The organism is Pseudomonas sp. NIBRBAC000502773 (assembly GCF_006517195.1).
Taxonomy (GTDB): domain Bacteria; phylum Pseudomonadota; class Gammaproteobacteria; order Pseudomonadales; family Pseudomonadaceae; genus Aquipseudomonas; species Aquipseudomonas marginalis.
In genome coordinates this window covers 4,660,282-4,681,406 of sequence record NZ_CP041189.1, presented here as the reverse complement: position 1 = coordinate 4,681,406, position 21,125 = coordinate 4,660,282, and the positions used below count along the sequence as shown (strand labels likewise).

Genomic DNA, 21,125 nt, shown 5'->3' with positions numbered 1-21,125 from the left:
GGCCGAAGGCATGTCCGAACCGTAATTTCTGATCCAGCACGTGCCAGGAACGGCGCGGGATTTGCTCACGACAGGTTGTCTCTATGCACCGCAGGAATTTGCTCAAAGCCTCCATGGCCATTGCGGCCTACACCGGTTTATCGGCCAGCGGCCTGCTTGCCGCGCAGGCCTGGGCCGGGAACCGTGCCGCCGATGGCAAGGCCGTGGCGTTCGATTTTGAAACGCTCAAGGCCCAAGCCAAACAGCTGGCCGGGACCGCGTATAAAGACACCAGACAGGTGCTGCCGCCCACACTGGCGACCATGACCCCGCAGAATTTCAACGCCATCGGCTACGACGGCAACCATTCGCTGTGGAAGGAATTGAACGGCCAGCTCGACGTGCAGTTCTTCCACGTCGGCATGGGCTTCAAGACACCGGTGCGCATGCACAGCGTCGACCCCAAGACCCGTGAAGCCCGCGAAGTGCATTTCCGCCCTTCACTGTTCAATTATGAAAAAACCACCGTCGACACCAAACAGCTGACCGGCGACCTGGGTTTCTCCGGCTTCAAGTTGTTCAAGGCGCCGGAACTGGATCGCCATGACGTGCTTTCGTTTCTCGGCGCCAGCTACTTCCGCGCGGTGGATTCCACCGGCCAGTACGGCCTCTCCGCCCGTGGCCTGGCGATTGATACCTACGCAAAAAAACGCGAAGAGTTCCCCGATTTCACGCAGTTCTGGTTCGAGACCCCGGACAAGAACGCGACCCGCTTTGTGGTCTACGCTCTGCTCGACTCGCCGAGCGCCACCGGTGCCTACCGCTTCGATATCGACTGCCAGGCCAACCAGGTGGTGATGGCCATCGACGCCCATATCAACGCACGTACCGCCATCGAACAGTTGGGCATCGCCGCCATGACCAGCATGTTCAGTTGCGGCACCCACGAGCGCCGCATGTGCGACACCATCCACCCACAGATCCACGACTCGGACCGCCTGGCGATGTGGCGGGGTAATGGCGAGTGGATTTGCCGCCCGTTGAATAACCCGGCCAAGCTGCAGTTCAACGCGTTCGCCGACACCGACCCGAAAGGTTTCGGCCTGGTGCAGACCGACCATGAGTTCGCCAGCTACCAGGACACCGTCGACTGGTACAGCAAGCGTCCAAGCCTGTGGGTCGAACCGACCACCGCCTGGGGCGAAGGCTCGATCGACCTGTTGGAAATCCCCACCACCGGCGAGACCCTGGACAACATAGTGGCCTTCTGGACGCCGAAAAAGCCTGTGGCGGCCGGCGATTCACTCAACTATGGCTACAAGCTGTACTGGAGCGCCCTGCCCCCGGTCAGCACACCGCTGGCGCAAGTCGATGCGACCCGTTCCGGCATGGGCGGCTTTACCGAAGGTTGGGCGCCGGGGGAGCACTACCCGCCAGTGTGGGCGCGCCGGTTTGCCGTGGACTTCAAGGGCGGCGGCCTGGACCGCTTGCCGGCCGGCACCGGGATCGAGCCGGTGGTGACCTGCTCCCACGGCGAAGTGAAAGACTTCAGCGTGCTGGTGCTCGACAACATCAAGGGCTACCGCATCCTGTTCGACTGGTACCCGACCAGCGACAGCGTGGAGCCGGTGGAACTGCGACTGTTTATCCGCACCCAGGACCGCACCCTGAGTGAAACCTGGTTGTATCAGTACTTCCCGCCGGCACCGGAACAGCGCAAGTACACCTGATCCAGATCGTTCCCACGCTCGCGTGGGAACGATCCTCGCGCACGCCGTCAGAACCGCGACACACTCTTCATCGCTCCAATCAGATACCGCATCGCTACCTGATCGCTTTCGGTCAGGGCGCGATACTGCGCCAGTAATTCGGCTTCGTCCGAACTCAACCTGCGGCCACGCAAGGACACCCTGCGGGTAAAAAAAGACACCACCGCACCCGCTACACCATAGGACTTGGCCATGGACTGTTTCTCCTGATATCGATCAAAAACTCCTGTGCCCACAAACCGTTTCCCGGGGAACGCAATGCCTCGGTGTACAAACAGACTGACTCCCTGGGCCAGAAATCAGTCGTACCCTAAGCGTAGAAACAATCTCGTTACGCGTGGGATTTTTTTAGAGTATTCACTTAAAAAATCACTTCGGTAACAAATACCTACAACCCCATCCCACAGCAGCAGGCAAAAAAAACCCACCGGTTCAAGGTGGGTTTCGACGGCGCCGACGCAGGATCAATCCCTCAAGTCAGACTCATGGATCGGTTGGTCCCGGTGGGTCGCTCGTTGGTACTGAGCCGGCCAAATAGCCTTGCGCCCGCCCAGATCATCATCGGCATGCAACGGCCAGTAAGGGTCACGCAGCAGTTCACGCGCCAGGAAGATGATGTCGGCCTGGCAGGTACGCAGGATGTGCTCGGCCTGGGCCGGTTCGGTGATCATGCCGACGGTGCCGGTGGCGATGCCCGACTCCTTGCGTACACGCTCGGCAAAGCGCGTCTGGTAACCCGGGCCGGTGGGGATTTCGGCGTTGGCGGCAGTGCCACCGGAAGACACGTCGATCAGGTCCACGCCCAGGTCTTTGAGGCGACGCGCGAGTTCCACGGTTTCATCAGGGTTCCAGCCATCTTCCACCCAGTCGGTGGCCGACACCCGCACGAACAGCGGCAGCTCCTGGGGCCAGACCTCGCGCACCGCTTCAGTCACTTGCAGCACCAGGCGGATACGGTTCTCGAATGAGCCGCCATATTGGTCCTGCCGCTGGTTGCTGATGGGCGAGAGGAATTGATGCAGCAGGTAACCATGGGCGGCGTGGATTTCCACCACTTCAAAACCGGCGGTCAGGGCGCGCCTGGCGGCGGCTACGAAGTCGGCGATCACTTGCTGGATCTGCGCCTCATCCAAAGGCTTGGGTTGGGTGTGCTGCGGGTCAAAGGCAATCGGCGACGGCCCCACCGGCACCCAGCCACCGTCTTGCGGCTTGACGCTGCCGTGCTTGCCGATCCATGGGCGGTGGGTGCTGGCCTTGCGCCCGGCATGGGCCAGCTGGATGCCCGCCACCGCGCCCTGGGCGGCGATAAACCGTGTGATGCGCCGCAGGGGTTCGATCTGTTCGTCGTTCCACAGGCCCAGGTCTTCGGCCGTGATGCGGCCATCGGCGGTTACGGCGGTGGCTTCGGTGAATATCAGCCCGGCGCCACCGACCGCGCGGCTGCCGAGGTGGACGAGGTGCCAGTCGTTAGCCAGGCCATCGACACTTGAGTACTGACACATCGGCGACACCGCGATACGGTTGAGCAGGGTCAATTGGCGCAGGGTATAGGGTTCGAGCAGCTGACTCATGGCGCACCTCTTCTGGGGTCTGTGGGCACTATTCAAACAGTGCTTAGAGCCTAGTCGACAACCGTGGATTGCACAGGGTTCAGACGTAAAGCGGGAGCCGATTGCCGGCTCCCGTACCGCGCAGGCTTACATTTCGACCTGGGTGCCCAATTCGATCACTCGATTGACCGGGAGCTTGAAGAACCGCAGGTTGCCGTTGGCGTTCTTGAGCATGAATGCAAACAACGCTTCGCGCCAACGGGCCATGCCCTTGATGCGGGAGGCGATGACGGTTTCACGGCTGAGGAAGTACGTGGTGCGCATCGGACTGAAATCCAGGCCGTCCAAATGGCACAGCTTCAACGCTTCGGGGACGTCCGGCTCATCGGTAAAGCCGAAGTGCAGGATCACGCGAAAGAACCCCTCGCCGTAGGAATCCACCTCGAAGCGCCGTGAGGCCGGGACACGCGGGATGTCTTCGTAGACCACCGTCAGCAACACCACCTGTTCATGCAGCACCTGGTTATGCAGCAGGTTGTGCAACAGCGCATGGGGCACGGCGTCCGGGCGCGCGGTAAGGAACACCGCCGTGCCCTGCACGCGATGCGGCGGCTGCACGCGGATGCTGCTGATAAAGATCGGCAACGGCAGGCCACCTTCATCGAGGCGGTCCACCAGCAATTGCTTGCCGCGCTTCCAGGTGGTCATCAGCACGAACAGCACAATCCCCGCCAATACCGGGAAGGCGCCGCCCTGAATGATCTTCGGCACGTTGGCCGCGAAGTACAGCCCGTCCACCAACAGGCAGCAGACCAGGACCGGCACGGCCAGAATCGGTGGCCATTTCCACAGCAACAGCATGACTGCCGACACCAGGATGGTGGTCATCAACATGGTCCCGGTCACCGCCACGCCGTAGGCCGACGCCAGTGCGTTGGAGGACTCGAAACCCAGCACCAGCAGGATCACGCCGACCATCAGCGACCAGTTCACCGCACCGATATAGATCTGGCCCTGTTCGGCGCTTGAGGTGTGCTGGATATGCATACGCGGGATATAACCCAACTGGATCGCCTGGCGCGTCAACGAAAACGCACCGGAAATCACCGCCTGGGACGCAATCACCGTGGCCAGGGTGGACAGCACCACCAGCGGGATCAGCGCCCAACTTGGCGCCAACAGGTAGAACGGGTTGCGTGCGGCTTCCGGGTCGCCCAGCAACATGGCGCCCTGGCCGAAATAGTTGAGCACCAGCGCCGGCAACACCAGGATGAACCAGGCGCGGGCGATGGGCTTGCGGCCGAAGTGACCCATGTCGGCATACAGCGCCTCGGCACCGGTCAACGCCAGCACTACCGCGCCGAGGATCGCCACGCCAATGCCAGGGTGGGCCTCGAAGAAACGCACGCCCCACATCGGGTTCAGGGCATTGAGCACTTCAGGGTGCAGGGTAATGCCATACACGCCGAGGCCCCCCAGCACCAGGAACCAGGTCACCATCACCGGCCCGAACAACTTGCCGATGCGGTCGGTACCGTGCTTCTGGATCAGGAACAGCGCCACCAGCACCACCAGGGCGATCGGCACCACCCATTTTTCCAGGCCGTCGAACGCCAGTTCCAGGCCCTCAATGGCCGACAGCACCGAAATCGCCGGGGTAATCATGCTGTCGCCATAGAACAACGCCGCACCGCACAGGCCACACACCACGAGGAAACTGCGCAACTTCTTGCGCTCCCCCGCCGCCCGTCGCGCCAACGCGGTCAGGGCCATGATGCCGCCTTCGCCCTGGTTATCGGCGCGCAGCACGAACAGCATGTACTTGATCGACACCACCCAGATCAACGACCAGAAGATCAGCGCCAGGATCCCCAGCACACCGTCATGGTTGACCTGCACCCCATAACCACCGTTGAACACCTCTTTGAGGGTATAGAGCGGGCTGGTACCGATATCGCCGTAAACCACCCCGACCGCTGCCACCAGCATGCCGATCGGCTTTGCGTTGGAATGCTCGGCACCTGCTGCCTGACTACTTGCCTGACCCATCAACCACTCCTGCCCTTTGACCTGAGGTCTCTTATAAACAGCGCGTCTAAGCTGACCCTAGCATGCGCTGTTTTACTTCTCGTAACAGACGTTTTATTGACCCAAGGGTTTTCCCCGTGCGCAACGGCGCGAAGCATAGCGCAGCGGTCGTCGTATTTCCCTGCTCAAGTGATTCGGGTATCGATTTACACCGTCAGTCGTAGATGAAGCGGCATTTTGGAGCCTTTTTGCCTGCATTGATCACATTTACGGCCAACCGTATATTTTCCGCCCGGCTCAGTAGCGCAGCCTCAGCGGTGTATGCGCAAGCTCCTTGGCCACCTTGCCTGATCAATAAATCGCGCGCCTGCATCACGTGCGTAGTCGATATAAAAACTCAATCATTGCCCTGTCTCTTTTAAGGTACATTCCGCATGTACGAAGTGAAACACGTACTTTCAGTCAACGGGGTGGATATCTACCAGGCTTGGCTGGACACCGTGCAAGACACGCGTTCAAAGGCAAGAATCACCACCAGAGTGGATCGAGCTTCCCTTGGCCACTTTGGTGTTACCGAGTCGGTGGGTGACGGGGTCTTTGAGATGAAACTCGACTTCGGGCCTGGGTTTCGTGTGTATTACGCAATCCAGGATCGAAAAATTGTTTTCCTGTTGGGCGGCGGCTCAAAGGCCAGGCAGCAGAACGACATTGATCAGGCCAAGGCCCTCTGGAAATCTTACAAGGTGCAGCAAAAATGACCATTCGTACTCGTTCTCATGAAGATAGTGTTCTTGAAATGCTCCGAGACGACGAAGCATTTGCCTTGGAATATCTATCTGTCGCGCTTGAGGAAATCGATGAAGCGGGTGGGGAAGACGCATTCCTTGTCGCTATCCGTCGAGTGGCGGACGCTCGCGGCGGGATGCTCAGTCTGTCGCAGAACACGGGCCTCAATAGAGCAAATCTCTATAGGTCCCTCGGCGTCGGCGGCGACCCAAAGCTTTCCACTCTCCTGAAAGTGCTTCAGGCGTTAGGTGTGGGCATGTCTAAAGTTGTAACGCACCGCACAGAGCAGGACGTCCGGGCTTAAGAACGTGTAAGGGCTGGGCGATTCACCCAACACAGCACTCGTCGCATTTCCCTGCATAAAGCTGGTCAAGTGCGTTGCCCGTCGCTAGAATTGCGCACTTTTTGATCAGAGGCGCAGCAAGCGCCCGTCCGCAGCCCTGTCGTGCCCGACTGGCGGCGTCATTCAATACCGAGGTTAGACATGTCCACCACCACCGCAAAAGCCAACCCCAAGGTTGGCTTTGTTTCCCTGGGTTGCCCGAAGGCTCTGGTCGATTCCGAACGCATCCTCACGCAACTGCGCATGGAAGGCTATGACGTGGTGTCCACTTACCAGGACGCCGATGTGGTGGTGGTCAACACCTGCGGCTTTATCGACTCGGCCAAGGCAGAGTCCCTGGAAGTGATCGGCGAAGCCATCAAGGAAAACGGCAAGGTCATCGTGACCGGCTGCATGGGTGTGGAAGAAGGCAATATCCGCAACGTGCACCCCAGCGTACTGGCCGTGACCGGCCCGCAGCAGTACGAGCAGGTAGTCAATGCCGTGCACGAGGTGGTGCCGCCGCGCCAGGATCACAACCCGCTGATCGACCTGGTGCCGCCCCAAGGCATCAAGCTGACCCCGCGTCACTATGCGTACCTGAAGATTTCCGAAGGCTGCAACCACAGCTGCAGCTTCTGCATCATCCCGTCGATGCGTGGCAAGCTGGTCAGCCGCCCGGTGGGTGACGTACTTGACGAGGCCCAGCGCCTGGTCAAGTCCGGCGTCAAGGAGCTGCTGGTGATCTCCCAGGACACCAGCGCCTACGGCGTCGACGTGAAATACCGCACCGGCTTCTGGAACGGCGCGCCGGTAAAAACCCGCATGACCGAACTCTGCGAAGCCCTCAGCAGCCTGGGCGTGTGGGTGCGCCTGCACTACGTCTACCCGTACCCGCACGTGGACGAGCTGATCCCGTTGATGGCCGCCGGCAAGATCCTGCCGTACCTGGACATCCCGTTCCAGCACGCCAGCCCGAAAGTGCTCAAGGCCATGAAACGCCCGGCCTTCGAAGACAAGACCCTGGCGCGCATCAAGAACTGGCGCGAGATCTGCCCCGAGCTGATCATCCGTTCGACCTTCATCGTCGGCTTCCCCGGCGAAACCGAAGAAGACTTCCAGTACCTGCTGGACTGGCTGACCGAAGCGCAACTGGACCGTGTGGGTTGCTTCCAGTACTCGCCCGTGGAAGGTGCCCCGGCCAACCTGCTGGACCTGGCCGTGGTCCCGGATGACGTCAAGCAGGACCGTTGGGAGCGCTTCATGGCGCACCAACAGGCGATCAGCTCGGCGCGCCTGCAACTGCGTATCGGCAAGGAAATCGAAGTGCTGATCGACGAAGTCGACGAGCAAGGCGCAGTCGGCCGTTGCTTCTTCGATGCACCGGAAATCGACGGTAACGTGTTTATCGACGATGCCAGCGGCTTGAAGCCGGGTGACAAGGTCTGGTGCACCGTGACCGACGCTGATGAGTACGATCTGTGGGCTGAAAAGCGCGACTGATCGAAAAAACTTGAAAAGCCCTGCTTCTGGACAAGATGCGGGGCTTTTTTAGGTCTATCGTTTTGCCCATCAGCGCCAATCATCGCAAGGGGCAGCGGGCATGCGTCAGCATTCGGTTATCCACACACCTAAAACCAGCGACTACGCGGAGTTGGCGCGCATCTGGGAGGCCTCGGTGCGGGCCACCCATGATTTTTTGCCGGACAGTTACATCATATTGCTGAAAAACCTGCTGCTGACCCGCTACCTGGATTCGGTGATGCTGATCTGCACCAAAGACGCACGCCAGCGTATTACCGGGTTTGCCGGGGTGGCGTGCGGTAAGGTGGAGATGCTGTTTATCGACCCGCAATACCGCGGGCAAGGCCTCGGCCGGCAGTTGCTGCGTTATGCAATCGAGCGCATGAACGCCGACGAACTCGACGTCAACGAGCAGAACCCCCAAGCCTTGGGGTTTTATTTCAAGCAGGGTTTCGAAGTGGTCGGACGCACCGAACATGACGGCCTGGGCCAGCCCTATCCGTTGCTGCACCTGCGCCTGCGCCAGCAACAACAAAACGCCCGTCAGGGCTAAATGAAATGGGGCCGGGATTAACCGCGCCCACACAGGTACAATAGCCGCCCCCTTTTGTTACGGCCCTTGTCATGACTGACCCCATACGCCTCTCCAAACGCCTTATCGAACTGGTCGGTTGCTCCCGTCGGGAGGCTGAGCTGTTTATCGAAGGCGGCTGGATCTCGGTGGACGGTGAAGTGATCGACGAGCCGCAATTCAAGATCACCACCCAGAAGGTCGAACTGGACCCGGAGGCCAAGGCCACTGCGCCAGAGCCGGTGACCATCCTGTTCCACGCCCCGGCCGGTGTCGATGCCGAGACGGCAATGGCCTCGATCAGCGCCGAAACCCTCTCGGAGGAACACCGCTTCAGCAAGCGTCCGCTCAAGGGCCACTTCCTGCGCCTGACCGCCAGCGCCGACCTGCAGGCCAAGGCCAGCGGCCTGCTGGTGTTTACCCAGGACTGGAAGATTCTGCGCAAGTTGACCGCCGATGCCGCCAAGATCGAGCAGGAATACGTGGTGGAGGTTGAAGGTGACATGGTTGCCCACGGCCTCAACCGCCTGAACCACGGCCTGACCTACAAAGGCAAAGAGCTGCCAGCCGTAAAAGCCAGCTGGCAGAACGAAAATCGCCTGCGCTTTGCGATGAAAAACCCGCAACCGGGCGTGATCGCCCTGTTCTGCGAAGCCGTTGGCCTGAAAGTCGTCGCTATCCGCCGCATTCGCATCGGCGGCGTGTCCATCGGCAAAGTGCCGGTTGGCCAATGGCGTTATCTGTCCGGCAAAGAAAAGTTCTAAACAGCCTCCCCCTTTCCAGGCACCGCCCCACCCGGCGGCGCCCACCGTTGAAAACCAGGATTGCCCACCATGATTCACAACGACGTACTGCGCAGCGTGCGCTACATGCTCGACATCAGCGACAACAAGATGGTCGAGCTTATCAAGCTCGGCGGCATGGACGTGACCAAGGAAGACCTGCAGACCTACCTCAAGAAAGACGAGGAAGAGGGTTTTGTGTTCTGCCCGGATGACGTCATGGCCCACTTCCTCGATGGCCTGGTGATTTTCAAGCGCGGCAAGGACGAAAGCCGTCCGCCGCAGCCGATCGAAACCCCGGTGACCAACAACATCATCCTCAAAAAACTGCGTGTGGCCTTCGAACTGAAGGAGGACGACATGCACGCCATCCTCAAGGCCGCCGAATTCCCGGTGTCCAAGCCTGAGCTGAGCGCACTGTTCCGCAAGTTCGGCCATACCAACTACCGCACCTGTGGCGACCAGCTGCTGCGCAACTTCCTCAAGGGCCTGACGCTGCGGGTTCGCACGTAAGCCATGGGTTACCAGGTCTCGCCGGTCGGTTTCGTACGCTCCTGCTTCAAGGAGAAGTTCGCCATCCCGCGCCAACCGCAACTGGCGCCTGCCGCGCGGGGCGTGCTGGAGTTGGTGGCGCCGTTCGACCAAGGCGAGGCGGTACAGGGCCTGGAGCAGGTCAGCCACGTGTGGCTGTTGTTTCTGTTCCACCAGGCCCTGGAAGACAAGCCCCGCCTGAAAGTGCGCCCGCCCCGCCTGGGTGGCAACACGTCCATGGGGGTGTTTGCGACCCGCGCGACTCATCGGCCCAACGGGATTGGCCAGTCAGTGGTCAAGCTGGACAAGGTCGAGCCGGGCCGGCTATGGATTTCCGGAATCGATTTGCTCGATGGCACCCCGGTATTGGATATCAAGCCGTATGTGCCCTACGCCGACATCATCGACACGGCCACCAACAGCATCGCCAGTGGTGCGCCGCAGCTGATTCCGGTGCAGTGGCTGAAGAGCGCACTGCAGCAGGCACAAGGCCATGCCCAGCGCCTTGGGGAGCCGTTGGTGGAGTTGATCGATCAGTGTCTGGCACAGGATCCACGCCCGGCCTACCAGACGCCAGGGCCCGAGCGCGAATACGGGGCGCAGTTCTGGGATGTGGATGTGCGCTGGCACTATCCTGAAGCAGGGATGATTTGTGTGTTGGAAGTGGTGCCAGCGGGATAAACCGGTAACCCAATGTAGAAGGGGGCTTGCTCCCGATGGCAGTGGATCAGTCAACGTGTATATCGACTGACCCATCGCCATCGGGAGCAAGCCCCCTCTCACATTTTTTACCGCAGTTATTTCTCGACGAACGCGCGCTCGATCAAGTAATCACCCGGCTCACGCATGCGTGGCGAAACTTTCAAGCCGAAGCTGTTCAGCACTTCGCTGGTCTCGTCCAACATGCTTGGGCTGCCGCACAACATGGCGCGGTCGTCCTCGGGGTTGATCGGTGGCAGACCGATGTCGCTGAACAGCTTGCCGCTGCGCATCAGGTCGGTCAGGCGGCCTTCGTTTTCGAACGGCTCGCGGGTCACGGTCGGGTAGTAGATCAGCTTCTCACGCAGGGCCTCGCCGAAGAATTCGTTCTGCGGCAGGTGCTCGGTGATGAATTCGCGGTAAGCGACTTCGTTGACGTAGCGCACGCCGTGGCACAGGATCACTTTTTCGAAACGCTCGTAGGTTTCCGGGTCCTGGATCACGCTCATGAACGGAGCAAGGCCGGTACCGGTGCTGAGCAGGTAGAGGTGTTTGCCCGGCTTCAAATCGTCAAGCACCAGGGTGCCTGTCGGTTTTTTGCTGATGATGATCTCGTCGCCTTCCTTCAAGTGCTGCAATTGGGAAGTCAGCGGGCCATCCGGCACCTTGATGCTGAAGAACTCCAGATGCTCTTCCCAGTTCGGGCTGGCAATGGAGTAAGCGCGCATGAGCGGGCGGCCGTTGGGCTGTTGCAGGCCGATCATCACGAACTGACCGTTCTCGAAGCGCAGGCCCGGATCGCGGGTGCACTTGAAGCTGAACAGAGTGTCGTTCCAGTGATGAACACTGAGGACACGCTCGTGGTTCATGTTGCTCATGTACGGGGGACTCCTGGAAATGGGTCTGCGCCAAAGATGAAGTGCGCAATTGCACAGCATTCTAATGGCGGCGACAATATCTGTTAACTGGATTATTAAGATAAGGGTTATCGGTTATATCGATATGCGATTTACTCTCCGTCAACTGCAAGTCTTCGTCGCCGTCGCCCAGCAGGAAAGCGTCTCTCGCGCTGCCGGCCTTCTGGCCTTATCTCAATCCGCCGCCAGCACCTCGATTACGGAGCTGGAGCGTCAATCCAGCTGCCAATTATTCGACCGTGCCGGTAAACGCCTGAGTCTCAACGCCTTGGGCCATCAGCTGTTGCCTCAAGCAGTGGCGCTGTTGGACCAGGCCAAGGAGATCGAAGACCTGCTCAACGGTAAGTCCGGGTTCGGCTCCCTGGCGGTCGGCGCTACCCTGACCATTGGCAATTACCTGGCCACCCTGCTGATCGGCAGCTTCATGCAGCAGCACCCCGAAAGCCAGGTGAAGCTGCATGTGCAGAACACGGCCAATATCGTGCATCAGGTTGCGCACTACGAAATTGACCTGGGTCTAATCGAAGGCGACTGCAGCCACCCCGATATCGAGGTGCAAACCTGGGTGGAAGATGAGCTGGTGGTGTTTTGTGCACCTCAGCACCCCTTGGCCAAGCGCGGCGTGGCCACCCTGGAAGAATTGACCCATGAGGCCTGGATCCTGCGGGAGCAAGGCTCCGGCACGCGCCTGACCTTTGACCAGGCCATGCGCCATCACCGCAGCGCGCTGAATATCCGCCTGGAGCTGGAGCACACCGAGGCGATCAAACGGGCGGTGGAATCGGGTTTGGGCATCGGGTGCATTTCCCGGCTGGCGCTGCGCGATGCATTTCGCCGTGGCAGCCTGGTGCCAGTAGAAACCCCGGACCTGGACCTGGCCCGGCAGTTCTACTTCATCTGGCATAAACAGAAATACCAGACCTCGGCCATGCGCGAGTTCCTGGAGCTGTGTCGGACCTTCACCGCCGGGGTTCAGCGCAGCGACGAGATCGTGCTGCCGAGCATTGCCTGATCGTCAGATCAGGATCACGGCCCACACCAGGGTGATCATGGTCAGCGCCACGAATTGCGCGGCGCTGCCCATGTCCTTAGCGTTTTTCGACAAGGGATGGCGATCGAGGGAAATACGGTCGATCGCCGCTTCTACCGCCGAATTGAGCAATTCAACGATCAAGGCCAACAGGCACACTGCAATCAGCAGCGCCCGTTCAACACGGCTGACGTGCAGGAAAAAACTCAGCGGGATCAGGATGACGTTCAACAAGACCAGTTGACGGAACGCCGCCTCACCGGTGAAAGCCGCGCGCAGGCCATCCAGGGAATAGCCCCCTGCATTGAAGATACGTTTGAGACCGGTTTGACCCTTGAAAGGCGACATAGACGTAGGCAACTGAACCAAAGAAGTGGGGAAACTAGATCACGCAAAGTCAAAAAAGCGTGAATCGGTAACAACTTAATGCTGAGCAATTGACTCAAGTTGTTGCAAGAGCAGCGCCGCCTGGGTCCGCGTGCGCACCCCCAATTTGCGAAAGATTGCCGTGACATGCGCCTTGATGGTCGCTTCCGACACACTCAGCTCATAGGCGATCTGCTTGTTCAGCAAACCTTCGCAGACCATGGTCAGCACCCGAAACTGCTGGGGCGTCAAGCTGGCCAAGCCATCACGGGCGGCCTTGGCTTCGTCGGACACGTTGATGTGTTCGAATGCCTGCGGCGGCCAGGACACATCACCGTCCAACACTGCGCGCACGGCCTTCTGAATATCTTCCATCGCGCTGGACTTTGGAATGAAGCCGCTGGCGCCAAACTCCTTGGAACGCACCACCACGTCGGCGTCTTCCTGGGCAGAGACCATCACCACGGGGATCTGCGGGTATTGCCCACGCAGGAGCACCAGCCCCGAGAAACCGTAGGCGCCGGGCATGTTCAGGTCGAGCAGCACCAGGTCCCAATCGGATTTTTCGGTAAGGCGGGTTTCCAGCTCGGCAATGCTGGCCACTTCAACCAGGCGCACGTCGGGGCCAAGGCCCAGGGTCACGGCCTGATGCAGCGCACTGCGAAACAGCGGGTGGTCATCGGCTATCAGGATTTCGTATGTGGCCATTGATTAAATGATCCTGTTTTTTATGGCAGCCCCGATGGGTTCGGGGTTCACCAATACACAAGGCGACGGCCAGGCAGCCATCGCCACAGGGTACGTTCAACGTCAAAAGCACTTGGAACGACGTCGAAAACTCACGGTTGCCCCCCAATCGGCGCTCAGCATGCCCAGCGCAGCCTGGGGGGTCAAGCACTACGCCCATGGGCATTTTAGCGGGGTGCAGGTTTACGGTGCCATCATGCAAACGTCGTCTGGCTATAGCGTGGGTATATAGGGTGCAAGACGAGTATGGACGCTGTCGGTCGGGTCCAGCGGCAGCTGGAACTTGGCGGCCAGGTAATGGGTGCTGAATACGTCGAGGTAGGCGTCCAGCACTTCGCTTGCTGCGGCGTCCTCGGCCAGCTCCAGGCACAGGGCGGCGACTTCGGCGGTGCAGAAATGGTCATCACGCTTGGAGCGGCGCAGTTTGTAGCGCGAAAGCTGCTCAGGCGCCAGGCTCAATACCGGCAGATGCTCCAGATAGGGACTCTTGCGGAACATCTTGCGCGCTTCGCTCCAGGTGCCATCCAGCAGGATGAACAGCGGGCGCTTGCCTTCTGCCACCGCCACGGTACTGACAACACGCTCGGGCGCCACGAATTCGCCGGGGAACACGATGTAGGGCTGCCACTGCGGGTCAGCGAGCAGGGTGAGCAAATCCGGGTCGACTTCGGTGCGCGACCAGGCGAATGCCGTGGTGTCCTCGACCACGTCGGCGATCAGCCAGCCGGTGTTGCTGGGTTTCATCGGTTCGACATCGTGCATCAACAGGCACATGGCGGACCTGGCTGCGACCTGGGGGCGCCAGGCACACAGGCAGTATTCGGGGATGACCCGGCAGCCGGGGCAGCGCTCGGCACGGGAGCCTCGATTGACGAAGGGTTTGATCGCGCGTGCCAGGCGCTGTGTACGCAGGCGGGAGACGGCGTGGCTCATCGGATGCGCCGTACAGAGGGGTAGATCGACACGGAGAAAACTCGTGGAAGGCTGAAGTGACCGCAGTTTACCAGCGATACGCCTGGCTGTAGTGGCAAGGGGTCACCTATAATTGCGCGCCACTGAACGCACAGCGCAGTGGCTGGTCTATGCACCAGTAACCGAATCAGGAGAGTTTCATGCTGCGTTCCATGCTGCGTCTTGCCGCCCCATCCATCGCACTTGCGCTGGTACTGCCCGTGGGCGCCCAGGCGGCCTCGCTGCTGGAGGCCCAAATGAACCGGAAGCTGCAAAGCGTCGCGACTGAAAGCAACAAGGACCTGCCCCGGGAAATCGACGAAAAAACCCTGGAAGTGGCCTACACCGTTGAGGGCATGCAACTGATCGATCACCTCAGCGTATTGCCTGATCGCGCCGAACAGATGCGCGCCAACCCCAAGGCGGTGTACTTCCAGCTGGGGCAAAGCGTGTGCCTGAACAAAGGTTATCGCGAGCTGATGGCCAAGGGCGCAGTGATGCGCTATGAAATCACCGAGAACAAGACCAACCGCCCTGTGGCATCGGTGAAATTCGTGGAAGCGGATTGCCCGGCACCGGCTGCCGCCAAGAAGAAAAAGTAAACCTCGCTTGCCCTTCGCGCGCTGCTGCTCAGTAGCGCGCACGCCCCTGCTCCGTTTCCCTGCAGTTCAGCTGAACTCCCTGTCGAGTGACCAATAAGCGGTTGCCAGCCAAGGGTTTTTCGGCCCATGATCAAGTCATCCCGACCGCCCGTTCATCACGGCTTCCACACCGTTCTGTAACATTTCCAGGGCAAAAGAGGGTTGCCCTCCTGCGTCATGCAGTGCAAAGGTTTTTTAAATCACAAGGAATATACAGAGCCCGTTTGCTGCCTGGCGAACACGTGCAATGCCTTGGTATGCAGCGACACATGCAGTGTCGTGGCCCCCGGACGAATCTCTCGCCGCTGGCCCAGCCTCTGTGAAGAAGGAGAAGTTGAATGCCTTACGAACCGAATGACCGCCTGCTCCGGCATTTTGAAGAAAACGGGGCCGACCTTACGCAACAGGTTGAAGCTCAGCTCCAGCAGATCGCCCCCAACAGCCCGAATATCCCCCTGTATCGCGACATGATCCTGACCGTGCTGCGCATGGCCCAGGACGACCGCAACCGCTGGAACGCCAAGATCACCTTGCAAGCCATTCGCGAACTGGACCACGCCTTCCGCGTACTCGAACAGTTCAAGGGGCGCCGCAAGGTCACGGTGTTCGGCTCTGCACGCACCCCGGTGGAAAGCCCTCTGTACGCCTTGGCCCGCGAGGTGGGTGCCGCACTGGCCCGTTCGGACCTGATGGTAATCACCGGCGGCGGCGGTGGGATCATGGCGGCGGCCCATGAAGGGGCAGGCCTGGAACACAGCCTGGGATTCAATATCACCCTGCCGTTCGAACAGCATGCCAACCCGACCATCGATGGCACCGAGAACCTGCTGTCCTTCCACTTCTTCTTTACCCGCAAACTGTTCTTCGTCAAGGAAGCCGATGCGCTGGTGTTGTGCCCCGGTGGTTTCGGCACCCTGGATGAAGCCCTGGAAGTATTGACCCTGATCCAGACCGGCAAAAGCCCGCTGGTGCCGGTAGTGTTGCTGGATGCGCCGGGTGGCGGTTTCTGGCAAGGCGCCCTGGACTTTATCCGTAGCCAGCTGGAAGCCAATCGCTACATCCTGCCCACCGACCTCAAGCTGGTACGCCTGGTGTACAGCGCTGAAGAGGCAGTGGAAGAGATCAATCAGTTCTATGCCAACTTCCATTCCACGCGCTGGTTGAAACGTGAGTTTGTGGTGCGCATGAACCACCCGCTCAGCGATCGAGCTCTGGCTCATTTGCAGAGTGAATTTGCCAGCCTGCGATTGAGCGGAGAATTCCAGCAGCTTGCCTATACGGGCGAGGAGCATGATGAGCCGAAGTTCAGCCATTTGACGCGGTTGGTGTTCAACTTCAATGGCCGCGACCAGGGCCGGTTGCGGGAGCTGGTGGATTACATCAACTTGCCGGAGAACTGGGCGCAGGCTCAGGGGAAGACGCAACAGCGGGTAGCGCCGCAGCCGGCGTGAAATCCAGAAATGCAGAATCCAGAAACGCAAAAAGGCCCGCTATTTTCATAGCGGGCCTTTTTTGGGGGCTTCAGGTTTGGTGTTTCAGGTTTAGATCGAAGGTGAGGCCATTGGGGCTGCTTCGCAGCCCAGCGCGGGGCAAGCCCGCTCACCACAAACAAGCCCGCTCACCACAACAAGCCCATTCACCACAACAAGCCTATTCACCACACAACAAGGCCGTTCACCGCACAACAAGGTGTTCAGTCATCCATGTCTCGGCCACTTAATAAGCGGCTGATCATTTCCATCGAAAAACCGCGATAACTTAAGAAGCGCCCCTGCTTGGCGCGTTCCCTGGCATCAATGGGGAGATGACCCGAGAATTTGCGGCGCCAGGTGTCTTCCAGTTGTGCCTGCCAACTGATACCGCACTCACGCAAGGCAAGGTCGATATCGGCTCGCTGTAAACCGCGCTGGCTCAGCTCTTCGCGAATACGCGCCGGGCCATAGCCGGAACGGGCTCGGTAGGAGACAAAACTTTCGAGATAACGGGATTCAGAAAGCAGCCCCTCTTCCGTCAACCGGTCAAGGGCGGTTTCGATCATCTCAGGTTCCGCGCCGCGCTGACGCAGTTTACGCGTCAGCTCGACTCGACCATGCTCGCGGCGAGCGAGCAGGTCCATTGCGGTGCGCCGAACGGCGACGAGTGTATCCAGTACAACGGTCATCGTTTACTTCAGATGTCAGTGTCGGCTTCTTCTACTTCTTCAACCGGCTCGCGGTTGGCGGCAGCTTTCACGTCTGGTGTTGGGGTCAGCAGTTTGTCGCGGATCTGCTTCTCAAGCGTGGCAGCGATATCCGGGTTGTCCGCCAGGAACTTGGCCGAGTTGGCCTTGCCCTGACCGATCTTGCTGCCATTGTAGGCATACCAGGCACCGGATTTTTCAACGAAGCCGTGCAGCACGCCCAGGTCGATCATCTCGCCGTTCAGGTAGATACCCTTGCCGTAGAGAATCTGGAATTCAGCCTGGCGGAAAGGCGGAGCCACTTTGTTTTTCACGACCTTGACGCGGGTTTCGCTACCGACCACCTCGTCACCTTCTTTCACCGCGCCAGTACGGCGGATGTCCAGGCGAACCGACGCGTAGAACTTCAACGCGTTACCACCGGTGGTGGTTTCCGGGCTGCCGAACATCACGCCGATCTTCATGCGGATCTGGTTGATGAAGATCACCAGGCAGTTGGCGTTCTTGATGTTACCGGTGATTTTACGCAGCGCCTGGGACATCAGGCGGGCTTGCAGGCCCACATGCATGTCGCCCATTTCACCTTCGATTTCAGCCTTGGGTACCAGAGCTGCCACGGAGTCGACCACGATCACGTCGATGGCGTTGGAGCGCACCAGCATGTCGGTGATTTCCAGGGCTTGCTCACCGGTGTCCGGCTGGGACACCAGCAGGTCGTCAACGTTGACGCCCAGCTTGCCGGCGTATTCAGGATCCAGGGCGTGCTCGGCGTCGACGAATGCGCACGTAGCGCCCATTTTTTGCGCCTGGGCAATCACCGACAGGGTCAGGGTGGTTTTACCGGAAGATTCAGGACCGTAGATTTCAACGATACGGCCTTTTGGCAGGCCGCCAATGCCGAGCGCGATGTCCAGACCCAGAGAGCCAGTGGAAATAGCCGGGATCGCCTGACGGTCGTGATCGCCCATACGCATTACGGCACCCTTGCCGAATTGACGTTCGATCTGACCCAGGGCCGCAGCCAAGGCTTTCTTCTTGTTGTCGTCCATTAAAGTCCTCACGTAATCAATAAGGCCTGACGGCCAACACCTGTATAAGTAGACAGTATTGTTCCACAAAGATCGGAGATCGCCTACCCCTGATTTTCTATTTCTGCTGCAGCTCGTCGCAACAAGCCCTCCAGCGCGGCCTTCACCGTTTGTCGGCGGACCTCATCGCGGTTGCCGGGGAAGTGCTGAAGCTCGGCCGTGACCTCCTCGCCAACGCCAAAGGCCAGCCACACGGTGCCCACCGGCTTGTCCACCGAACCACCATCGGGCCCCGCCACACCGCTGACCGCCACGGCAAAGCGCGCCAGGCTTTTCTCCTGGGCGCCGCGCACCATGGCCTCCACCACTTCCTGGCTGACCGCCCCAACCTTTGGAAACAAGGTTTCCGGCACATTCAACTGCCGGGTCTTCTGCCGATTGGAATAGGTGACATACCCCGCCTCGAACCAGGCCGAACTCCCCGGGATCCGCGTAATGGCCTCGGCGATACCGCCACCGGTACAGGATTCGGCCGTGGTGACGTGGGCATTGAGCACCTGCAGGCGGCGGCCCAGGTCAGCGGCAAGTTGAGTGATTTCCTTCACGACGGTCTCCAGAAGTGGGCGGGGGTTTGCCTACCCTACAGGAGCAAATCGCTCGTGCAAGCGACAGACTGGAACAAGAGATCAGCGGGCGACAGCGCGCACATACGCCTGGCAAGCGCGCAAGGCGATCAGTCCTTGGTCGCCGGCATCGGTGATGCCGATAATTCGCTGAGCATGCGCCGGGTCAAGTCGGGCTCGTGCGGCTGCATGAACCAGGCCGCCGGTGGTGGTGGTACTTGGCACTGCGCAGCCATCGGCGGCTTCGGTGGCGTCGAGAAGGACTGACAACCGCACATCAGCAGTGGCCAGACGGTCGCGCAGAGCAGCCTGGTTATGTTGGGCATCGCTCAACTCCCGAGCATGGTGTTGGTCGCTGGCACTGAGCTGTTGCTCCAGGGCCATCCGTTTATCTTGTTCAACCTGTTGTTGATGCAAGGCCGCCTGGCGTTGCTGGCTGAACGCCTGTGCATGGGCAGAAGCCTGGCGCTCAAGCTGTCCCCCAAGCGCCAGGCCTGGACCTGCCAGGTCACCGCCACCAACAGGCAAGCACCGATCAGTTGGTAGGTCCCTAGGAAACGCATAACACCGCCTTCGCCCGCGCCCACAGCCGCAAGCGATCCTCCAGCCCATTCAGCCCGCCATTGATGCGCCGTGTAATGCTGGTGAACTGGTCCTTGTCGGCCAGCTCATTCAGGCCATTGACCTGCCAGAACCAGGCGGCCGACTCAACCGCCCATTGCGGTTGCTCCAGCAACATCGGCTCCCGTAACAGACGGTCATCACCAAACAGCGCCTGGCTGCATGCCAGGTAATTGCGCCGACCGGTGATCTGGATCAGTCCTCGGCCGCGATACAACTGGCCGTCGCCATCCGCTTCGAGGCTATTGCCCAGGCGTGCGGCCAGGCTGCCGGTGTCGTATTTGCCCAGGTAGTGATCGTTGCCCAGTTCGCGCACGTAACGCAGCTCACTGGATTCGTGGCCGATCTGGGCGAGGAAGGCGGCTATGCGCTTGGCACGGTTAATCTCGAAGCGAACGAACGCCGCATTCAAGGGCATTAAAAAAACGCCCGCTCTAAGGCGGGCATCCGGCATAACGCCAAGCAGTTGGGGGAGTGTTATCACCATTGGTTTTACTCTCGAAAAGTAGCTATATCGACAACCCACCGGCCGTGATCGAACTGCGGTATCCCGCCACCGGATCGCCGACATGAACCACCTGCTTTATCGACCAGCGCCCCTGCATATAGGATGGCCAGCTCTCATCCAGCACTAACAGGCCTTCCGCTGCCAACAATGGATTGCCCGGGCAATCGATCAGCAACTTCAAATTTTCACGCCCCACACGGCGTAGCTCGCCTTCGGCAACGGCGCGGGCCTCGGCTTCGTTCTGATAGCGTTGGCGCAAGGTTTTGAACGGCGCGTTCCCCACCTGGACGACGCGCTGCTTGCCGGCGGAGACATCCCACCAACTGGCACGGCAGCCTTCGTATTTCGAGCGGGATTTTTCGTCGAGCTTGGCGGTGATAAAGCTTTGTTCACCGGGGCGATTGTCATCCGTCACGGACAGCTTCACTTCCGGCAACAGCTGGCCGGAGAGCGATTTGGCTTGGCCGGCTTCGGCCAATACATAGAGTTCGTTGAACGGTTTGGTGACTGCACTATAAAGTCGGGCAAGGCGCGAAATGAACGCCATATCACTTTCGTTGGACTGGTCAATGTGCGCGATCGCAATCCCCTCCAGCGCCGGCGCCACTCGCGGTGAATAGCCGTGACGACTGACCAGTTGGCGAAACAGCGCGCCCAGGGTGGTCGGACCGTAACTGGCGGATCGACGCTGGCGGTAACCCGTTGCATCGACCACGCTGAAGGGCGCTGCGGTGGCCACGATCATCAAGCGCATGGGAAACAGCACCGGTGTGCGTTGGGTGACGACAAACTCGCCCTTTTCCACCAACCCCGACTCCAGGTAACCGGCACGCAAGCCGATCTTGCCGTTCAGCGTGGGTAGGCCGTCCAGGCCCTCGATATTCAGGGTCAGCTCCAGCCGGTCGGTCTCAATGCACGCGGCGTCGATGAGGCGCACGCAGTAAAAATGATTCGGTGCGCCTTGGCGGGGAGC

General features: G+C 59.9%; 23 protein-coding genes and 1 pseudogene. 11 read left to right on the top strand and 13 right to left on the bottom strand.

What is annotated here, in order from left to right; genetic code table 11:
- The first annotated feature begins 83 nt into the window (after window positions 1-83).
- Window positions 84-1,709 carry a glucan biosynthesis protein D gene (locus NIBR502773_RS21580; RefSeq protein WP_065938728.1) on the top strand — a complete coding sequence of 542 codons (1,626 nt, stop codon included), beginning with the start codon at window positions 84-86 and terminating at the stop codon, window positions 1,707-1,709.
- Between the two features lie 47 nt (window positions 1,710-1,756).
- On the opposite strand, the gene NIBR502773_RS21575 is transcribed toward NIBR502773_RS21580, so the two are convergent.
- The 3 genes from NIBR502773_RS21575 to NIBR502773_RS21565 all read right to left on the bottom strand — a co-directional run bounded on the left by NIBR502773_RS21575 (window position 1,757) and on the right by NIBR502773_RS21565 (window position 5,347).
- Entirely contained in the window at window positions 1,757-1,942 is a 186-nt protein-coding gene (locus NIBR502773_RS21575) for a hypothetical protein (protein ID WP_065926501.1), read from the bottom strand.
- 270 nt (window positions 1,943-2,212) lie between these two features.
- A complete protein-coding gene (locus tag NIBR502773_RS21570) occupies window positions 2,213-3,319 on the bottom strand; it encodes an NADH:flavin oxidoreductase/NADH oxidase (RefSeq protein WP_027604534.1) in 1,107 nt (368 codons plus the stop codon).
- 126 nt (window positions 3,320-3,445) lie between these two features.
- Window positions 3,446-5,347 (bottom strand): potassium transporter Kup, encoded by a 1,902-nt coding sequence (locus NIBR502773_RS21565; RefSeq protein WP_027604535.1) that lies wholly within the window; start codon window positions 5,345-5,347, stop codon window positions 3,446-3,448.
- A gap of 413 nt (window positions 5,348-5,760) precedes the next feature.
- Here NIBR502773_RS21565 and NIBR502773_RS21560 point away from each other — a divergent pair, with 413 nt between their 5' ends.
- The 7 genes from NIBR502773_RS21560 (at window position 5,761) to tsaA (ending at window position 10,523) form a co-directional block, all read left to right on the top strand.
- A complete protein-coding gene (locus NIBR502773_RS21560; RefSeq protein WP_065938726.1) occupies window positions 5,761-6,084 on the top strand; it encodes a type II toxin-antitoxin system RelE/ParE family toxin in 324 nt (107 codons plus the stop codon).
- Window positions 6,081-6,416 carry an addiction module antidote protein gene (locus tag NIBR502773_RS21555; RefSeq protein WP_043293399.1) on the top strand — a complete coding sequence of 112 codons (336 nt, stop codon included), beginning with the start codon at window positions 6,081-6,083 and terminating at the stop codon, window positions 6,414-6,416. The genes NIBR502773_RS21560 and NIBR502773_RS21555 overlap by 4 nt, the downstream gene beginning before the upstream one ends.
- A gap of 180 nt (window positions 6,417-6,596) precedes the next feature.
- Window positions 6,597-7,937: a 30S ribosomal protein S12 methylthiotransferase RimO gene (gene rimO, locus NIBR502773_RS21550; RefSeq protein ID WP_141156892.1), complete on the top strand. Its 1,341-nt coding sequence runs from the start codon at window positions 6,597-6,599 to the stop codon at window positions 7,935-7,937.
- 100 nt (window positions 7,938-8,037) lie between these two features.
- The gene (locus tag NIBR502773_RS21545; RefSeq protein ID WP_141156891.1) at window positions 8,038-8,511 is read left to right on the top strand and encodes a GNAT family N-acetyltransferase; all 474 of its coding nucleotides are present in this window, start codon (window positions 8,038-8,040) and stop codon (window positions 8,509-8,511) included.
- Window positions 8,512-8,582: 71 nt separating this feature from the next.
- A complete protein-coding gene (locus tag NIBR502773_RS21540; RefSeq protein WP_141156890.1) occupies window positions 8,583-9,293 on the top strand; it encodes an rRNA pseudouridine synthase in 711 nt (236 codons plus the stop codon).
- Window positions 9,294-9,362: 69 nt separating this feature from the next.
- Window positions 9,363-9,824 (top strand): DUF1456 family protein, encoded by a 462-nt coding sequence (locus tag NIBR502773_RS21535; protein ID WP_141156889.1) that lies wholly within the window; start codon window positions 9,363-9,365, stop codon window positions 9,822-9,824.
- Between the two features lie 3 nt (window positions 9,825-9,827).
- Window positions 9,828-10,523, top strand: a complete 696-nt coding sequence (tsaA, locus tag NIBR502773_RS21530) for a tRNA (N6-threonylcarbamoyladenosine(37)-N6)-methyltransferase TrmO (RefSeq protein WP_065938724.1) — start codon at window positions 9,828-9,830, stop codon at window positions 10,521-10,523.
- Between the two features lie 116 nt (window positions 10,524-10,639).
- On the opposite strand, the gene fpr is transcribed toward tsaA, so the two are convergent.
- Entirely contained in the window at window positions 10,640-11,419 is a 780-nt protein-coding gene (fpr, locus tag NIBR502773_RS21525; protein ID WP_003172178.1) for a ferredoxin-NADP reductase, read from the bottom strand.
- A gap of 124 nt (window positions 11,420-11,543) precedes the next feature.
- Between fpr and NIBR502773_RS21520 the strand changes: the two genes are divergently transcribed.
- Window positions 11,544-12,470 carry a LysR family transcriptional regulator gene (locus tag NIBR502773_RS21520; RefSeq protein WP_065938723.1) on the top strand — a complete coding sequence of 309 codons (927 nt, stop codon included), beginning with the start codon at window positions 11,544-11,546 and terminating at the stop codon, window positions 12,468-12,470.
- A gap of 3 nt (window positions 12,471-12,473) precedes the next feature.
- Here NIBR502773_RS21520 and NIBR502773_RS21515 read toward each other — a convergent pair whose 3' ends face one another.
- From NIBR502773_RS21515 to NIBR502773_RS21505, 3 genes are all read right to left on the bottom strand, one after another.
- The gene (locus tag NIBR502773_RS21515; protein ID WP_065938722.1) at window positions 12,474-12,836 is read right to left on the bottom strand and encodes a diacylglycerol kinase; all 363 of its coding nucleotides are present in this window, start codon (window positions 12,834-12,836) and stop codon (window positions 12,474-12,476) included.
- A 75-nt stretch (window positions 12,837-12,911) separates the two neighbouring features.
- Window positions 12,912-13,562, bottom strand: a complete 651-nt coding sequence (erdR, locus tag NIBR502773_RS21510; protein ID WP_027604545.1) for a response regulator transcription factor ErdR — start codon at window positions 13,560-13,562, stop codon at window positions 12,912-12,914.
- A 252-nt stretch (window positions 13,563-13,814) separates the two neighbouring features.
- Window positions 13,815-14,534 (bottom strand): tRNA-uridine aminocarboxypropyltransferase, encoded by a 720-nt coding sequence (locus tag NIBR502773_RS21505; protein ID WP_141156888.1) that lies wholly within the window; start codon window positions 14,532-14,534, stop codon window positions 13,815-13,817.
- A gap of 179 nt (window positions 14,535-14,713) precedes the next feature.
- Between NIBR502773_RS21505 and NIBR502773_RS21500 the strand changes: the two genes are divergently transcribed.
- A complete protein-coding gene (locus NIBR502773_RS21500) occupies window positions 14,714-15,154 on the top strand; it encodes a PA3611 family quorum-sensing-regulated virulence factor (protein ID WP_027604548.1) in 441 nt (146 codons plus the stop codon).
- Window positions 15,155-15,531: 377 nt separating this feature from the next.
- Complete coding sequence (locus tag NIBR502773_RS21495) at window positions 15,532-16,644, top strand: TIGR00730 family Rossman fold protein (protein ID WP_065926513.1); 1,113 nt, start codon at window positions 15,532-15,534, stop codon at window positions 16,642-16,644.
- A gap of 242 nt (window positions 16,645-16,886) precedes the next feature.
- Here NIBR502773_RS21495 and recX read toward each other — a convergent pair whose 3' ends face one another.
- The 6 genes and pseudogenes from recX to NIBR502773_RS21465 all read right to left on the bottom strand — a co-directional run bounded on the left by recX (window position 16,887) and on the right by NIBR502773_RS21465 (window position 21,089).
- Entirely contained in the window at window positions 16,887-17,354 is a 468-nt protein-coding gene (gene recX / locus NIBR502773_RS21490; RefSeq protein WP_012722522.1) for a recombination regulator RecX, read from the bottom strand.
- An 8-nt stretch (window positions 17,355-17,362) separates the two neighbouring features.
- Window positions 17,363-18,421 carry a recombinase RecA gene (gene recA / locus NIBR502773_RS21485; protein WP_065926514.1) on the bottom strand — a complete coding sequence of 353 codons (1,059 nt, stop codon included), beginning with the start codon at window positions 18,419-18,421 and terminating at the stop codon, window positions 17,363-17,365.
- Between the two features lie 83 nt (window positions 18,422-18,504).
- Window positions 18,505-19,005, bottom strand: a complete 501-nt coding sequence (locus NIBR502773_RS21480; RefSeq protein WP_027604550.1) for a CinA family protein — start codon at window positions 19,003-19,005, stop codon at window positions 18,505-18,507.
- A gap of 81 nt (window positions 19,006-19,086) precedes the next feature.
- Window positions 19,087-19,586: pseudogene (locus NIBR502773_RS21475) on the bottom strand (lysis system i-spanin subunit Rz).
- Window positions 19,574-20,131: a glycoside hydrolase family 19 protein gene (locus NIBR502773_RS21470; protein WP_141156887.1), complete on the bottom strand. Its 558-nt coding sequence runs from the start codon at window positions 20,129-20,131 to the stop codon at window positions 19,574-19,576. The pseudogene NIBR502773_RS21475 and the gene NIBR502773_RS21470 overlap by 13 nt, the downstream one beginning before the upstream one ends.
- A gap of 22 nt (window positions 20,132-20,153) precedes the next feature.
- Window positions 20,154-21,089 (bottom strand): contractile injection system protein, VgrG/Pvc8 family, encoded by a 936-nt coding sequence (locus NIBR502773_RS21465; RefSeq protein ID WP_257228055.1) that lies wholly within the window; start codon window positions 21,087-21,089, stop codon window positions 20,154-20,156.
- Between the last annotated feature and the right edge of the window lie 36 nt (window positions 21,090-21,125).